The organism is Pseudomonas helleri (genome assembly GCF_001043025.1).
Classification (GTDB): Bacteria; Pseudomonadota; Gammaproteobacteria; order Pseudomonadales; family Pseudomonadaceae; genus Aquipseudomonas; species Aquipseudomonas helleri.
In genome coordinates this window covers 256,879-269,849 of record NZ_JYLD01000003.1, presented here as the reverse complement: position 1 = coordinate 269,849, position 12,971 = coordinate 256,879, and the positions used below count along the sequence as shown (strand labels likewise).

16 protein-coding genes and 1 pseudogene are annotated in these 12,971 nt (G+C 57.9%); 12 read left to right on the top strand and 5 right to left on the bottom strand.

Going from position 1 to position 12,971, the window contains the following annotated elements:
* Positions 1 to 105 precede the first annotated feature (105 nt).
* Positions 106 to 417 (top strand): YqfO family protein, encoded by a 312-nt coding sequence (locus TU84_RS06705; RefSeq protein WP_048368190.1) that lies wholly within the window; start codon positions 106 to 108, stop codon positions 415 to 417.
* Positions 418 to 491: 74 nt separating this feature from the next.
* Here TU84_RS06705 and TU84_RS06700 read toward each other — a convergent pair whose 3' ends face one another.
* Together TU84_RS06700 and TU84_RS06695 are read right to left on the bottom strand one after the other, a co-directional pair.
* Positions 492 to 1,058, bottom strand: a complete 567-nt coding sequence (locus tag TU84_RS06700; protein WP_048368189.1) for a L,D-transpeptidase family protein — start codon at positions 1,056 to 1,058, stop codon at positions 492 to 494.
* A 35-nt stretch (positions 1,059 to 1,093) separates the two neighbouring features.
* Complete coding sequence (locus tag TU84_RS06695) at positions 1,094 to 1,651, bottom strand: NUDIX hydrolase (RefSeq protein ID WP_048368188.1); 558 nt, start codon at positions 1,649 to 1,651, stop codon at positions 1,094 to 1,096.
* Between the two features lie 145 nt (positions 1,652 to 1,796).
* Between TU84_RS06695 and TU84_RS06690 the strand changes: the two genes are divergently transcribed.
* The 5 genes from TU84_RS06690 to purT all read left to right on the top strand — a co-directional run bounded on the left by TU84_RS06690 (position 1,797) and on the right by purT (position 5,042).
* Positions 1,797 to 2,399: a CoA pyrophosphatase gene (locus TU84_RS06690; RefSeq protein ID WP_048368187.1), complete on the top strand. Its 603-nt coding sequence runs from the start codon at positions 1,797 to 1,799 to the stop codon at positions 2,397 to 2,399.
* A 41-nt stretch (positions 2,400 to 2,440) separates the two neighbouring features.
* Positions 2,441 to 2,968: a gamma carbonic anhydrase family protein gene (locus tag TU84_RS06685; protein WP_048368185.1), complete on the top strand. Its 528-nt coding sequence runs from the start codon at positions 2,441 to 2,443 to the stop codon at positions 2,966 to 2,968.
* On the top strand, positions 2,961 to 3,170 hold the full coding sequence (locus tag TU84_RS06680; protein WP_048368184.1) for a DUF1289 domain-containing protein: 210 nt from the start codon (positions 2,961 to 2,963) through the stop codon (positions 3,168 to 3,170). Before TU84_RS06685 ends, TU84_RS06680 begins: the two co-directional genes overlap by 8 nt.
* A 128-nt stretch (positions 3,171 to 3,298) precedes the next feature.
* Positions 3,299 to 3,769, top strand: coding sequence for a 7-cyano-7-deazaguanine/7-aminomethyl-7-deazaguanine transporter (locus TU84_RS06675; protein WP_048368183.1), 471 nt, complete (start codon positions 3,299 to 3,301; stop codon positions 3,767 to 3,769).
* 91 nt (positions 3,770 to 3,860) lie between these two features.
* Positions 3,861 to 5,042, top strand: a complete 1,182-nt coding sequence (purT, locus tag TU84_RS06670) for a formate-dependent phosphoribosylglycinamide formyltransferase (RefSeq protein WP_048368182.1) — start codon at positions 3,861 to 3,863, stop codon at positions 5,040 to 5,042.
* A gap of 101 nt (positions 5,043 to 5,143) precedes the next feature.
* On the opposite strand, the gene TU84_RS06665 is transcribed toward purT, so the two are convergent.
* The 3 genes and pseudogenes from TU84_RS06665 to TU84_RS06655 form a co-directional block, all read right to left on the bottom strand.
* Complete coding sequence (locus tag TU84_RS06665; protein WP_048368467.1) at positions 5,144 to 6,460, bottom strand: MFS transporter; 1,317 nt, start codon at positions 6,458 to 6,460, stop codon at positions 5,144 to 5,146.
* Between the two features lie 253 nt (positions 6,461 to 6,713).
* Positions 6,714 to 7,418, bottom strand: a pseudogene (locus TU84_RS06660) (transporter associated domain-containing protein); the annotation flags it as partial.
* Positions 7,419 to 7,603: 185 nt separating this feature from the next.
* Positions 7,604 to 8,416, bottom strand: a complete 813-nt coding sequence (locus TU84_RS06655; protein WP_048368180.1) for a cytochrome C assembly family protein — start codon at positions 8,414 to 8,416, stop codon at positions 7,604 to 7,606.
* Positions 8,417 to 8,623: 207 nt separating this feature from the next.
* Between TU84_RS06655 and ffh the strand changes: the two genes are divergently transcribed.
* The 6 genes from ffh (at position 8,624) to TU84_RS06625 (ending at position 12,702) form a co-directional block, all read left to right on the top strand.
* A complete protein-coding gene (gene ffh, locus TU84_RS06650; protein ID WP_048368178.1) occupies positions 8,624 to 10,000 on the top strand; it encodes a signal recognition particle protein in 1,377 nt (458 codons plus the stop codon).
* A 249-nt stretch (positions 10,001 to 10,249) separates the two neighbouring features.
* A complete protein-coding gene (rpsP, locus tag TU84_RS06645; RefSeq protein ID WP_048368177.1) occupies positions 10,250 to 10,501 on the top strand; it encodes a 30S ribosomal protein S16 in 252 nt (83 codons plus the stop codon).
* 5 nt (positions 10,502 to 10,506) lie between these two features.
* Complete coding sequence (gene rimM, locus TU84_RS06640) at positions 10,507 to 11,046, top strand: ribosome maturation factor RimM (RefSeq protein ID WP_048368176.1); 540 nt, start codon at positions 10,507 to 10,509, stop codon at positions 11,044 to 11,046.
* A gap of 2 nt (positions 11,047 to 11,048) precedes the next feature.
* Complete coding sequence (gene trmD, locus TU84_RS06635) at positions 11,049 to 11,801, top strand: tRNA (guanosine(37)-N1)-methyltransferase TrmD (protein WP_048368174.1); 753 nt, start codon at positions 11,049 to 11,051, stop codon at positions 11,799 to 11,801.
* Positions 11,802 to 11,847: 46 nt separating this feature from the next.
* Positions 11,848 to 12,198, top strand: a complete 351-nt coding sequence (rplS, locus tag TU84_RS06630; RefSeq protein WP_003175895.1) for a 50S ribosomal protein L19 — start codon at positions 11,848 to 11,850, stop codon at positions 12,196 to 12,198.
* Between the two features lie 96 nt (positions 12,199 to 12,294).
* Positions 12,295 to 12,702: an acyl-CoA thioesterase gene (locus TU84_RS06625; RefSeq protein ID WP_048368173.1), complete on the top strand. Its 408-nt coding sequence runs from the start codon at positions 12,295 to 12,297 to the stop codon at positions 12,700 to 12,702.
* The last annotated feature ends 269 nt before the right edge of the window (positions 12,703 to 12,971 follow it).

Here is a 12,971-nt window from a genome sequence, read left to right as displayed (position 1 = left end):
TGCTCGCGATGGCATCGACGCGGTTTAACAGAAACCGTGTTGACTGCATCGCTGGCAAGCCAGGCTCCCACAGGTTTCCAGGCATGTTCAACAGAGTGTTCGCTTATGTACAAGCTCAGCTTTTTTGTTCCGCCAAGCCATGTTGATGGGGTCAAGGATGCTGTGTTCGCCGCCGGTGGCGGTCGCATCGGCAGCTATGACCACTGCGCCTGGCAGACCATGGGGCAGGGCCAGTTTCGTGCGCTGGACGGCAGTCAGCCGTTTATCGGGCAAACCGGTCAGGTCGAGTATGTCGGCGAATGGAAAGTTGAGCTGGTCGTGGCAGATGAGTTAATTCAAGCCGTGGTGGCTGCGCTCAAGCACAGCCACCCGTATGAAACGCCTGCATACGAGGTGTGGCGTCTGGCTGATATCTAATCCGGCGCTGCATAAAAAAGCCCGCTGGCCCTTATGGGGGCAGCGGGCTTTTTAGTGCGCGGCGTTTTTGCAGGTTAAGGGCGTATCTCAACCATCGTGCCGTCTTTGACCATGCTCCAGACTTCACGCATTTCGTAGTTCTTCATGGCGATGCAGCCATCGGTCCAGTCCAGCGTGTGAAACAGCTCTTCGGGGTTTTCTTCAGAGTCTGGCGTGCCGTGAATCATGATCATCGACCCCGGATTCACCCCTTCACGCCGAGCCTTGGCGGCATCGCTGATGTTGGGGTAATTGATGTGCATGGCCAGGTTGAACTTGTCGCTGCGCTTGCGCCAATCCACCCAGTACAGCCCTTCGGGGGTGCGCTTGTCGCCTTCCTGTAATTTTGGCCCTTTAGGCTGTTTGCCCAATGAGATGCGATAGCTTCTGATCACTTTTCCATCGCTGATCAGCTCGAGCCTGCGCGCTGACTTGATCACCAGGATCTTGTCGACCGATTTGCTGGCACTGGCCCGTTGTGACGCTTGGGGTGGTTTAAGCACCTGTTCTTTGTCGACGGGCTTACCGTTGATAGTCATGACTACAGCGGCTTGGCAAGTAACGGTAAACGACAGGCAAAGTGCAGCAAGCAACCAGCGCATTAGGGAGGTATTCCTGAGGTACAAGGCGAACATCATTATTGTGGGGGTGTTATCAACTCTGGCAGCGGCGGTACCGCCTCGCTGCGCACAGGGTAAGCCTGTGTCGGGCGATCAGAAAAAAAGCATTCTAGGGTACGGCTCACAGTGCGAAAAGCTAACTCGGACCAAGGGATATCGGCCTCATCAAACAACCGCACTTCGAGGCTTTCTTCACCGGCGGCAAAGTCGGGGCTTTGCAATTGGGCGCGGTAGAAAATATGCACCTGATTAATGTGGGGTACATCAATCAACGTGTAGATCGCCAACTGCTGAACCTGGGCGCACGCTTCTTCAAGGGTTTCCCGGCGGGCCGCCTGTTCGACTGTTTCACCGTTTTCCATAAAGCCTGCGGGCAGGGTCCAGAAGCCTTTACGCGGTTCGATGGCGCGACGGCACAGCAGCACTTGCGTGCCCCAGGTGGGCAGGCAGCCGGCGACAATATTCGGGTTCTGGTAGTGAATCGTGTGGCAGTGGTCGCAGACATAACGCAGGCGCGAATCGCCCTGCGGGATATGTTGGCTGACAGAGTTGCCGCACTGACTGCAAAATTTCATGCTGTGCTCTCGCGCTGTGGCGCCTATCTTGGGGCTGAGACGAATTTACGGCAAGCCCCACTTTGTGCCCTGCGACAGTCTGGGGCTTGGGTGCCTTGGGCAATTTGGTGCATGATGCCCGATAAGTGACGGATCGAGATGACCTATGCTGGATGAGCTACTTAGCCGTATGAGTCGCTACACCCCACGGACGCTGGAAACAGACCGCAGCTTTCCGGAGGCCGCGGTACTGTTGCCGGTGACGCGCAGTGACAAGCCTGAACTGATTTTGACCCTGCGTGCCAGCGGGTTGTCGACTCACGGCGGTGAAGTGGCTTTTCCGGGGGGGCGCCGCGACCCCGAAGACCCGGACCTGGTGTTTACTGCCCTGCGTGAAGCCGAAGAAGAAATCGGTTTGCCGCCGGGGCTGGTCGAGGTCGTTGGACCTCTCAGCCCTTTGGTCTCACTGCACGGTATTCGTGTCACGCCTTATGTGGGGCTGGTTCCGGACTACGTCGAGTATCTGGCCAACGATGCCGAGATTGCGGCGGTGTTCAGCGTGCCGCTGGATTTTTTCCGCCAGGACCCGCGTGAGCACACCCACCGTATCGATTACCAGGGGCGCAGCTGGTATGTGCCCAGTTACCGTTTTGGTGTTTACAAGATCTGGGGCCTGTCGGCGATCATGATCGTTGAGTTGATGAACCTGCTGTACGACGACGTCAACATCAGCCTGCACACCCCGCCTGAACGTTTTATCAATGTATAGAGCTGTCTGCAGACAGCCACGCCTGCCTTGAGGACATCAGTATGAAATATCGCTTGGGCGATTCCTGCGTCGAAACACATCCCGACAGTTGGGCGGCCCCCAATGCCACCCTGATCGGCAAGGTCCGTCTGGAAGAGGGCGCCAGTGTCTGGTTTAACGCTGTGTTGCGCGGCGATAACGAACTGATCCTGATCGGCAAGCACAGTAACGTGCAGGACGGTGCGGTGATGCACACTGACATGGGCTACCCGTTGACCTTGGGCACTGGCGTGACCATTGGCCATAACGCCATGTTGCACGGCTGCACCGTGGGCGATTACAGCCTGATCGGCATTAATGCGGTCATCCTCAACGGCGCTAAAATCGGCAAGCACTGCATCATCGGCGCCAACTCGCTGATCGGCGAGGGCAAGGAGATCCCGGACGGTTCGCTGGTCATGGGCTCGCCGGGCAAAGTGGTGCGTGAGCTGACCGAAGAACAGAAAAAAATGCTCGAAGCCAGCGCGGCCAGCTATGTGAAAAACGGCCAGCGCTATGCCCGCGACCTGGCGGTGCAAGACGATGAGTGACACCGAACGCCCGGTCGCTTCGCCATGCGTGAGCATTTGCGCACTGGACGACGATGACATCTGCACCGGCTGCCAGCGCACCGTGGCCGAAATCACCCGTTGGAGCCGCATGACCAACCCCGAGCGCCGCGAAGTGCTGGCCTTGTGTCATGAACGGGCCAAATCCAGCGGCGTGATGTGGGTGTTGGGCAGCCAACCCTGAACGTGTAGGAGCGAGCTTGCCTCGCGATCTTTTGATCTTAAAAAGATCACGATGCAAGCCGGCGTTCTACAAAAAAATGCATGACTCAAGTACCCTGTGCGCCTTAATTTGAGGTGCCACCCGCAACCATGCTGTTTCTAATCGCTTACATCGCCAGCGTTGTGCTGATCAACTACGCGTTCTCTTCGGCGCCGCACCTGGACATCATCTGGTCAGCCTGGGGTGGGCTGGTCTTTGTGCTGCGCGACATGGTGCAAACGCGCTTCGGTCATGGCGCGTTGATAGCTATGCTGGTCGCGCTGGTGTTGTCCTATATCACCTCCGATCCCTCGATTGCCCTGGCCAGTGCCACCGCTTTTGCGGTGTCCGAATGCATAGACTGGCTGGTGTTCAGCATCACCAAGCGACCGCTGCATGATCGCCTGTGGATCAGCTCGGCGCTGAGCATCCCGATTGATACCTTTATCTTCTTCGGCATGATCGACGCCTTTACCCCCGGCGTGATCATCACTGCGATGGCTTCAAAATTTGCCGGTGTGACCTGTGTCTGGCTGGCCATGGCCTGGCGGTTGCGCAAAGCCAACCAAGCTAAAGCCTGACACGCTGGATCATGTAAAATGCTGGCCTTTCTTCCCGGCAGGCGCGAGCGTTGCACGCGCCTTCGATGATTTGCTTCCTTGAGGACCTGAAATGACCCGTATCGGAACTCCACTGTCGCCGACCGCGACCCGCGTATTGCTGTGTGGCTGCGGCGAGCTGGGTAAAGAAGTCGTCATCGAATTGCAGCGCATGGGCGTTGAAGTGATCGCCGTTGATCGCTATGCCAATGCCCCGGCCATGCAGGTTGCGCACCGCAGCCACGTGATCAACATGCTCGACGGTGCCGCGCTGCGTGCCGTCATCGAGCTGGAAAAGCCGCACTTCATCGTTCCGGAAATCGAAGCCATCGCCACCGCGACGCTGGTCGAGCTGGAAGCCGAAGGCTTCACCGTGATCCCGACCGCGCGTGCCACCTCGCTGACCATGAACCGCGAAGGCATTCGTCGCCTGGCCGCTGAAGAGCTGGACTTGCCGACCTCGCCGTACCACTTCGCTGACACCTTCGAGGACTACAGCAAAGCGGTCGAAGACTTGGGCTTCCCGTGTGTGGTCAAGCCGGTGATGAGTTCGTCGGGCAAGGGCCAAAGCCTGCTGCGCAGCGCTGACGACGTGCAAAAGGCTTGGGACTACGCGCAAGAAGGCGGTCGTGCGGGCAAAGGCCGGGTCATCATCGAAGGCTTCATCGACTTCGATTACGAAATCACCTTGCTCACCGTGCGCCACGTAGGTGGCACAACTTTCTGTGCGCCGGTCGGCCATCGTCAAGAGAAGGGCGATTATCAGGAATCCTGGCAGCCACAGGCCATGAGCCCGATTGCTCTGGCTGAGTCCGAGCGCGTCGCCAAAGCGGTGACTGAAGCGCTGGGCGGTCGTGGCCTGTTTGGCGTTGAGCTGTTTATCAAAGGCGATCAGGTGTGGTTCAGCGAAGTGTCGCCGCGCCCCCATGACACCGGTCTGGTGACCCTGATCTCGCAAGACTTGTCACAGTTTGCACTGCACGCCCGCGCCATTCTGGGCTTGCCGATTCCGTTGATCCGTCAATTCGGCCCATCGGCGTCGGCCGTGATTCTGGTAGAAGGCCAGTCGACCCAGACCGCATTCGCCAACCTTGGCGCAGCCCTGAGCGAGCCGGACACCGCGCTGCGCTTGTTTGGCAAGCCAGAAGTCAATGGCCAGCGCCGCATGGGCGTTGCCCTGGCCCGTGACGAATCGATTGAAGCAGCACGCGCCAAAGCCACCCGCGCCGCCCAAGCGGTTGTTGTAGAGCTGTAACAGACAATGCCCTGTAGTCGCTGCCGAGGTACGAAGGCTGCGAGCTTTTAATTTTTAAGAGCTCGCAGCCTTCGTGCCTCGGCAGCGACTACACATCCCGATCAGGCGACCTTGTTCAGGTCCGCTTCTCTGGTTTCCTTCAGGCACAGCACAGCGATCAAGCTGAGCACCGCTGCGCCCGAGACATACCCGCCCACCCAGCTCAAACCGCCCATCGCCACCAGCTTCTGGGCGAAGAACGGTGCGGCCGATGCGCCGACAATCCCGCCGAGGTTATAGGCCGCAGATGCGCCGGTGTAACGCACGCGGGTCGGGAACAGTTCCGGCAGCAGGGCGCCCATGGGGGCGAAGGTCACGCCCATCAAAAACAGCTCAATGCACAAGAACAGCGCCACGCCCCAAGTGGTGCCGTGGGTGAGCAGCGGTTCCATCAAAAAGCCGGACAGAATCGCCAGCACGCCACCGACCACCAGCACCGGCTTGCGCCCGTAACGATCGCTGGCCCAGGCCGACAGCGGCGTCGCGGCGGCCATAAACAGCACGGCAAAGCACAGCAGGCCCAGGAACGTTTCGCGGGTGTAGCCCAAGGTTGCCACGCCATAACTGAGCGAAAACACCGTGGAGATGTAAAACAGCGCATAACACACCACCATCGAGGCGGCGCCCAGCAGCATCGGTGCCCAATATTGCGCAAAGAGTTCGACGATCGGCATTTTCACCCGTTCGTGTTGCGCCACGGCTTTGGCGAACACCGGGGTTTCTTCCAGCTTCAGGCGCACATACAGGCCGACCATCACCAGTGCAGCGCTCAACAGGAACGGAATGCGCCAGCCCCACGAACGGAACTGTTCGTCGCTGAGGGACATGGCCAGTATCAGGAACAGGCCGTTGGCAGCCAGAAAGCCAATCGACGGACCTAATTGCGGGAACATGCCGAACCAGGCGCGCTTGCCTTTCGGCGCGTTTTCGGTGGCCAGCAAGGCCGCGCCGCCCCATTCGCCGCCTAGCCCCAGGCCTTGGCCGAAGCGCAGCACGCACAGCAGGATCGGGGCCCAGGCGCCAATGGTGGCGTAGCCCGGCAGCACGCCGATCAAAGTGGTACACACGCCCATTAGCAGCAGGGACGCCACCAGCGTGGATTTACGCCCGACCCGGTCACCAAAGTGGCCAAACAGGAATGAACCCAGCGGGCGTGCGAGAAAGGCGATACCAAAGGTCAGAAAGGCCGACAGCATTTGTGCGGTGCCGGATGTTTGCGGGAAAAATACCGGGCCAATGACCAATGCTGCCGCGGTGGCATAGACATAAAAGTCATAGAACTCGATGGCCGTGCCAATAAAGCTGGCCGTCGCGACGCGGGTCGCGGAATTGGCCGGTTTATCAGGCGAGGCTTCGCTGTAAGTGGTGCTGGAAGTCATGCGCATATCCCTGACAGTTATGAGCTCGTGGTCGCTATCCGCCTTGGCGGCTGGATGTGCCGGAGCAATTGTTATGGTCGTTAAGCCCTGAGGCTGGGTGTAAACGCGGTTCGGGATGGGAACAAGCGCTGATTGTACGTGCAGCCACCCGCTGACAGCGCAGGGTGCGGGTAGCACGCGTGTCGGCGGGGCTTGGATAAGCGCATTGATTATAGGGAGGCCAAATCGAATGTAACAAGGCCTTACATGGTGATCAGGCCGCGAGCTTGACGCTGTCGTGCCAGATCAGCACACGGCTGACGCGGTTATCTTCGGTGGCGAGGATTTCGAGGCGGTAGTGGCCGATCTTCAGACACACGGTGCTTTCGGGGATGGTCTCCAGCGCTTCAGTGACCAGACCGTTGAGGGTTTTCGGGCCGTCGCTGGGCAGGTGCCAGCCCAGGCTTTTGTTCAATTCGCGCAGGCTGGCGGCGCCATCGACCACATAGCGGCCATCGGGGAGCGGCTCAATATGCGGGTTGTCGAGGTCTTGCTCGTTTTCGAATTCGCCGACGATCTCTTCGAGAATGTCTTCCAGCGTGACAATGCCGAGCACTTCGCCGTATTCGTCGACCACCACGCCGATGCGGCGCTGCTGCTTATGAAAATTGAGCAGTTGCAGTTGCAGCGGGGTGCTTTCGGGAACGAAGTAGGGTTCGTGGCAGACCGCCAGCAAGGCTTCTTTGGTCAGGCTGGCATCGGGCAACATGTGCTGAATGTGCCGGGTATTGAGGATGGCTTCGACCTGATTGATGTCGTTGTGAAACACCGGCAGGCGCGTGCGTTTGGTCAGGCGCAGTTGCTCGATCAGGTCTTCGATCGGGTCATCGAGGTTCAGGCCTTCGACTTCGCTGCGCGGGATCAGAATGTCGTTGACGGTGATGTTGTCCAGCGCCTGAATACCCGACAGCAGGCCGGGGCGGCTGCTGGAGGGCTCGGCGTCACGGGTCGGGACTTCGCTGGGCGACTGCTGCGGCGCGTCGCGGTGCGCCTTGGCGCCAGCCTTGCGCGACGTTTTGCCAATAAAGAAGCCTAAGCCGAGAAACAGCAGGGCCAACACTGCAAGCACTGGACCGTGGGGCAAGCTATCCATATTCATCGCCGTCAGATATGCAGAATGTATTCACGAACCAGTTTGCTGCCAAAGTAGGCCAGCATTAACAGGCAGAAACCGGCAAGCGTCCAGCGGATGGCTTTGTGCCCGCGCCAGCCGAGGCGGTTACGCCCCCACAGCAGCACGCTAAAGACAATCCAGGCCAGGCAAGCGAGCAGGGTCTTGTGCACCAGGTGCTGGGCAAACAGGTTGCCCAGGAACACCCAGCCAGAAATCAGCGACAGTGACAGCAGCGACCAGCCCGCCCACAGGAACCCAAACAGCAGGCTTTCCATGGTTTGCAGCGGCGGGAAGTTTTTGATCAGGCCCTTGGGGTGCTTGTGCTTGAGCTGGTAGTTCTGCAAGGACAGCAGCAAGGCTTGGAACACGGCAATCGTGAACATGCCATACGCCAGAATCGACAGCAGGATGTGCAGCAGGATCCCCGGCTCTTCATCGACCACCTGAACGGTGCCGGCGGGGGCGAACTGTGACATCAGTACGGTGAATATCCCCAGCGGGTACAGCAGTAGCAGCAGGTTCTCGACCGGGATGCGGGCGCAGGCCACCAGCGTCACGATGATCACCGCCACGGCAATCAGGCTCGCGGCGCTGAAAAAGTCCAGCTCAAGGCCTGCCGGTGTCAGCAAATGGGTAAACAGGCTCGCGGCGTGGGCGATGACGGCAAGAATGCCGAGCGTTACCAACAGGCGTTTGTTGGCCTTGGCGCCCTGGCGCAGGCATTTGCCTTGATAAAAGGTCGCAGCGGCATATAAGCAGGCGGCGGCGAGGCTGGGTAGCAAGCTGGGTGACAAGGGGAGCATAAATCCTGTTAGGCAAGCCCGAAAGGGCTGAGTTTGGCATACAACCGGCCGTACACGAAAGACCACATACGCGACGCCAAGGTGTGCGCGGCGGCCAGTCTTCGCTATAATCCGCGACCTGCCCACGCCGCAGGCTCGCCGAGCATCAGTTTTACACGGGCTGGGCCGCAATTACCCCGGTCTACTTTGGGCCTGAAAGGATCGCGCATGTTTGAAAATTTAACCGATCGTCTCTCGCAGACGCTGCGCCATGTCACCGGCAAGGCCAAGCTGACCGAAGACAATATTAAAGACACCCTGCGTGAAGTGCGCATGGCGTTGCTGGAAGCCGACGTGGCTTTGCCGGTGGTCAAAGACTTCGTCAACTCGGTCAAAGAGCGCGCGGTCGGCACCGAAGTGTCGCGCAGCCTGACGCCGGGTCAGGCGTTTGTAAAAATCGTCCAGGCCGAACTCGAAAGCCTGATGGGCGCTGCCAACGAGGACCTGCTCCTCAATGTTGCGCCGCCTGCCGTGGTTCTGATGGCCGGTTTGCAGGGTGCGGGTAAAACCACCACCGCCGGCAAGCTGGCGCGCTTCCTTAAAGAGCGCAAAAAGAAAACCGTGATGGTGGTGTCGGCCGACGTCTATCGTCCGGCGGCCATTAAACAGCTGGAAACCCTGGCGGGCGAAGTGGGCGTTACGTTCTTCCCGTCCGATATCAGCCAGAAGCCAGTGGCCATCGCGCAAGCGGCTATTAATGAAGCCAAGCTCAAATTCATCGATGTCGTGATCGTCGACACCGCCGGTCGTCTGCACATCGACGCCGAGATGATGGCCGAGATCCAGGAGCTGCACGCGGCGGTCAAGCCGGTCGAAACCCTGTTCGTGGTCGACGCCATGACCGGCCAGGACGCGGCCAACACCGCCAAGGCCTTTGGTGATGCGCTGCCATTGACCGGTGTGATCCTGACCAAGGTCGACGGTGATGCCCGTGGCGGTGCGGCGTTGTCCGTGCGCTCGATCACCGGCAAGCCGATCAAGTTCATCGGTATGGGCGAGAAGAGCGACGCGCTCGAGCCGTTCCACCCGGACCGTATTGCCTCGCGCATTCTGGGCATGGGCGACGTGCTCAGCCTGATCGAGCAAGCTGAACAGACGCTCGATAAAGACAAAGCCGACAAACTGGCTAAAAAGCTTAAAAAAGGTAAAGGCTTCGACCTCGAAGACTTCCGCGATCAACTGCAACAGATGAAGAACATGGGCGGCCTTGGCGGCCTCATGGACAAACTGCCGAACATGGGCGGTGTCAATCTGGCGCAAATGGGCAATGCCCAGGGCGCTGCTGAAAAGCAGTTCAAGCAAATGGAAGCCATCATCAACTCCATGACTCCGGCCGAGCGTCGTGACCCTGACCTGATCAGCGGTTCGCGCAAACGTCGTATTGCCATGGGTTCCGGCACTCAGGTGCAGGACATCGGCCGCTTGATCAAGCAGCACAAGCAGATGCAAAAGATGATGAAAAAATTCTCCGCCAAAGGCGGAATGGCCAAAATGATGCGCGGCATGGGCTCGATGTTGCCCGGCGGCGGCATGCCAAAAATGTAAATTACCCGCCCGCACGCGTGCGTGCGGGTAACTCGCAACCTTGCGAGACACCCGGCAAACCCGCGTTGTGCGGGAGCTGACCTGTCGCCATTCGTGGCGGCCTTATGGCAAATCTACATCGCAGGCCCATAGGCGCCTGAAAAAGACATTTGCAAAAGTCCGGATATTCCTTAGAATATGCGGCCTTTCGGGCACCTATGCCCGCTGTGCATTTAGATTTGCAGCACCGACTACAGGAACGATGTTCACATGCTAACAATCCGTCTTGCCCTTGGCGGCTCCAAAAAGCGCCCGTTTTACCACTTGACCGTTACCGACAGCCGTAACCCACGTGACGGTTCCCACAAGGAACAAATTGGCTTCTTCAACCCGGTTGCCCGTGGTCAGGAAGTTCGTTTCTCCGTTAAAGAAGACCGTCTCGCTTACTGGTTGGGCGTTGGTGCACAAATGTCTGAGCGTGTAGCTCAGCTTGTGAAGGTCAATGCTAAGGCTGCGGCCTGAGCAATATGAGCGTGACGCCTGAAACTGCTGATGATTTGATCGTTATCGGCAAGATTTTTTCGATTCATGGCGTACGCGGCGAAGTGAAGGTGTATTCCTTTACGGATCCAATTGACAACCTGCTCGATTACAAAAAAGTCACGCTTCGGCGTGGTGCAGATGTGCGGCAGGTAGAGCTGGTCAGTGGTCGTTCCCAGAACGGCAAGTTTCTGGTTGTGAAGATCAAAGGTCTCGATGACCGTGATGAAGCAGGTCTTCTTCGCGAATTCGAAATCTGCGTGCCACGCAGCCTGTTCCCTGAACTGACCGACGGCGAGTACTACTGGTACGAGCTTGAAGGCCTCAAGGTCATCGATACAGAAGGGCAATTGCTCGGCAAAATCGATCACCTGCTAGAGACTGGCTCTAACGATGTGATGTACGTCAAACCTTGCCCAGGTAGCCTGGATGACCGTGATCGCTTGTTGCCCTATACAGAGCAATGCGTGTTGAACGTCGACCTGGTAGCCGGCGAGATGAAGGTGGATTGGGATGCGGACTTCTAAGCGTGGCTAAATTACGCGTAGAAGTGATCAGTTTGTTTCCCGAAATGTTTTCCGCCATCAGCGACTATGGCATCACCAGTCGCGCGGTGAAACAAGGGCTCTTGCAGCTCACCTGTTGGAATCCGCGGGACTACACAACGGACCGGCATCACACTGTGGACGATCGCCCATTTGGCGGTGGTCCGGGCATGGTGATGAAGATCAAGCCTCTGGAAGATGCGCTGGTTCAGGCCAGAGAAGCAGCCGGAGAGGCGGCGAAGGTAATTTACCTGTCGCCCCAAGGCCGCCAGCTTAATCAGTCGGCGGTACGCGAACTGGCGAATGAGGAAGCATTAATCCTCATTGCAGGTCGTTATGAAGGCATTGACGAGCGTTTTATAGACGCTTATGTCGATGAAGAGTGGTCGATTGGTGACTATGTACTTTCCGGTGGCGAGCTGCCGGCGATGGTTCTGATTGATGCGGTTACACGACTGCTGCCCGGAGCTTTAGGGCATGTGGACTCCGCGGAGGAAGATTCCTTCACGGACGGTCTGCTGGATTGCCCGCACTACACCCGACCGGAGGTGTATGCGGATCAGCGTGTTCCCGACGTATTGCTAAGTGGCAATCATGCACACATCCGGCGTTGGCGTTTACAGCAGTCCCTTGGGCGGACCTTTGAACGACGCGCCGATCTTCTGGAAAGCCGCTCGCTTTCTGGAGAAGAGAAGAAGCTGCTTGAGGAATATATCCGCGAGCGGGACGATAGTTAACAACGTATCGATGGTAGATCCAGACGATCTACCTTAGGAGCACAGCATGACTAACAAAATCATCCTTGCACTCGAAGCAGAGCAGATGACCAAAGAGATCCCTACCTTTGCCCCGGGCGACACCATTGTCGTTCAGGTGAAAGTGAAGGAAGGCGACCGTTCGCGTCTGCAAGCTTTCGAAGGTGTAGTGATTGCCAAGCGTAACCGTGGCGTGAACAGTGCTTTCACTGTTCGTAAAATCTCCAACGGTGTTGGCGTAGAGCGTACTTTCCAGACCTACAGCCCGCAAATCGACAGCATGGCTGTGAAGCGTCGCGGTGACGTTCGTAAAGCCAAGCTGTACTACCTGCGTGACCTGTCCGGTAAAGCAGCTCGCATCAAGGAAAAACTGGCTTAAGTCCAGCTTCCCGATGCAGAAAAAAGCAGCCTTCGGGCTGCTTTTTTGTTGCCTGAAATTTGTCAGACCTTTGTCCAGTTGTAGGTAGTAAAAAGCATGACTTCGCGCGAGCAAGAGATCCAACGTCGTACAGATTTATCCGTCACCAGCATTACCAAAGCGGTATTCCCTTCGACCACCAATCACCACAATACCTTGTTTGGCGGCACAGCGCTGGCCTGGATGGACGAAGTCTCGTTCATCGCCGCGACTCGTTTCTGCCGTTTACCGTTGGTGACCGTTTCGACTGACCGTATCGACTTCAACCACCCGATCGCGGCGGGTTCGATTGTTGAATTGATTGGTCGTGTCGTGAAAGTGGGCAACACCAGCCTCAAGGTTGAAGTTGAAGTGTATGTCGAAAGCATGAGCAGTGATGGTCGTGAACTGGCGATCCAGGGCTTGTTCAGTTTTGTTGCCATCGACGATGCCAAACGCCCGGTGCCGGTGTTGCCGGGGTATTAGGTCCGCGACGTCAAAGCCAGATCAAAAGATCGCGAGACAAGCTCGCTCCTACAGATGTGTCCACGGGTGTACCCCGTCCGTAGCAGTTGACGAGCCTTGCGAGGCTACGTCCGGCTGCGCAGCAGCCGTAAATCATGCAGCGCGGTGTGCCAATTCAACCTTGCATTAAGCCTTTACGATCGCTTCGCAATCGGACGTAGCCTCGTAAAACTCGGCAACTGCTACGTTGGATTTGGTCGCGCCGCCCCCCTGTAGCAGTTGACGAGCCT

Excerpts from the sequence above, each read along its gene's own strand:
- TU84_RS06705 (WP_048368190.1), top strand. The coding sequence starts at position 106 with ATGTACAAGCTCAGCTTTTTTGTTCCGCCAAGCCATGTTGATGGGGTC.
- TU84_RS06700 (WP_048368189.1), bottom strand. The coding sequence starts at position 1,058 with ATGCGCTGGTTGCTTGCTGCACTTTGCCTGTCGTTTACCGTTACTTGC.
- TU84_RS06695 (WP_048368188.1), bottom strand. The coding sequence starts at position 1,651 with ATGAAATTTTGCAGTCAGTGCGGCAACTCTGTCAGCCAACATATCCCG.
- TU84_RS06690 (WP_048368187.1), top strand. The coding sequence starts at position 1,797 with ATGCTGGATGAGCTACTTAGCCGTATGAGTCGCTACACCCCACGGACG.
- TU84_RS06685 (WP_048368185.1), top strand. The coding sequence starts at position 2,441 with ATGAAATATCGCTTGGGCGATTCCTGCGTCGAAACACATCCCGACAGT.
- TU84_RS06680 (WP_048368184.1), top strand. The coding sequence starts at position 2,961 with ATGAGTGACACCGAACGCCCGGTCGCTTCGCCATGCGTGAGCATTTGC.
- TU84_RS06675 (WP_048368183.1), top strand. The coding sequence starts at position 3,299 with ATGCTGTTTCTAATCGCTTACATCGCCAGCGTTGTGCTGATCAACTAC.
- purT (WP_048368182.1), top strand. The coding sequence starts at position 3,861 with ATGACCCGTATCGGAACTCCACTGTCGCCGACCGCGACCCGCGTATTG.
- TU84_RS06665 (WP_048368467.1), bottom strand. The coding sequence starts at position 6,460 with ATGACTTCCAGCACCACTTACAGCGAAGCCTCGCCTGATAAACCGGCC.
- TU84_RS06655 (WP_048368180.1), bottom strand. The coding sequence starts at position 8,416 with ATGCTCCCCTTGTCACCCAGCTTGCTACCCAGCCTCGCCGCCGCCTGC.
- ffh (WP_048368178.1), top strand. The coding sequence starts at position 8,624 with ATGTTTGAAAATTTAACCGATCGTCTCTCGCAGACGCTGCGCCATGTC.
- rpsP (WP_048368177.1), top strand. The coding sequence starts at position 10,250 with ATGCTAACAATCCGTCTTGCCCTTGGCGGCTCCAAAAAGCGCCCGTTT.
- rimM (WP_048368176.1), top strand. The coding sequence starts at position 10,507 with ATGAGCGTGACGCCTGAAACTGCTGATGATTTGATCGTTATCGGCAAG.
- rplS (WP_003175895.1), top strand. The coding sequence starts at position 11,848 with ATGACTAACAAAATCATCCTTGCACTCGAAGCAGAGCAGATGACCAAA.
- TU84_RS06625 (WP_048368173.1), top strand. The coding sequence starts at position 12,295 with ATGACTTCGCGCGAGCAAGAGATCCAACGTCGTACAGATTTATCCGTC.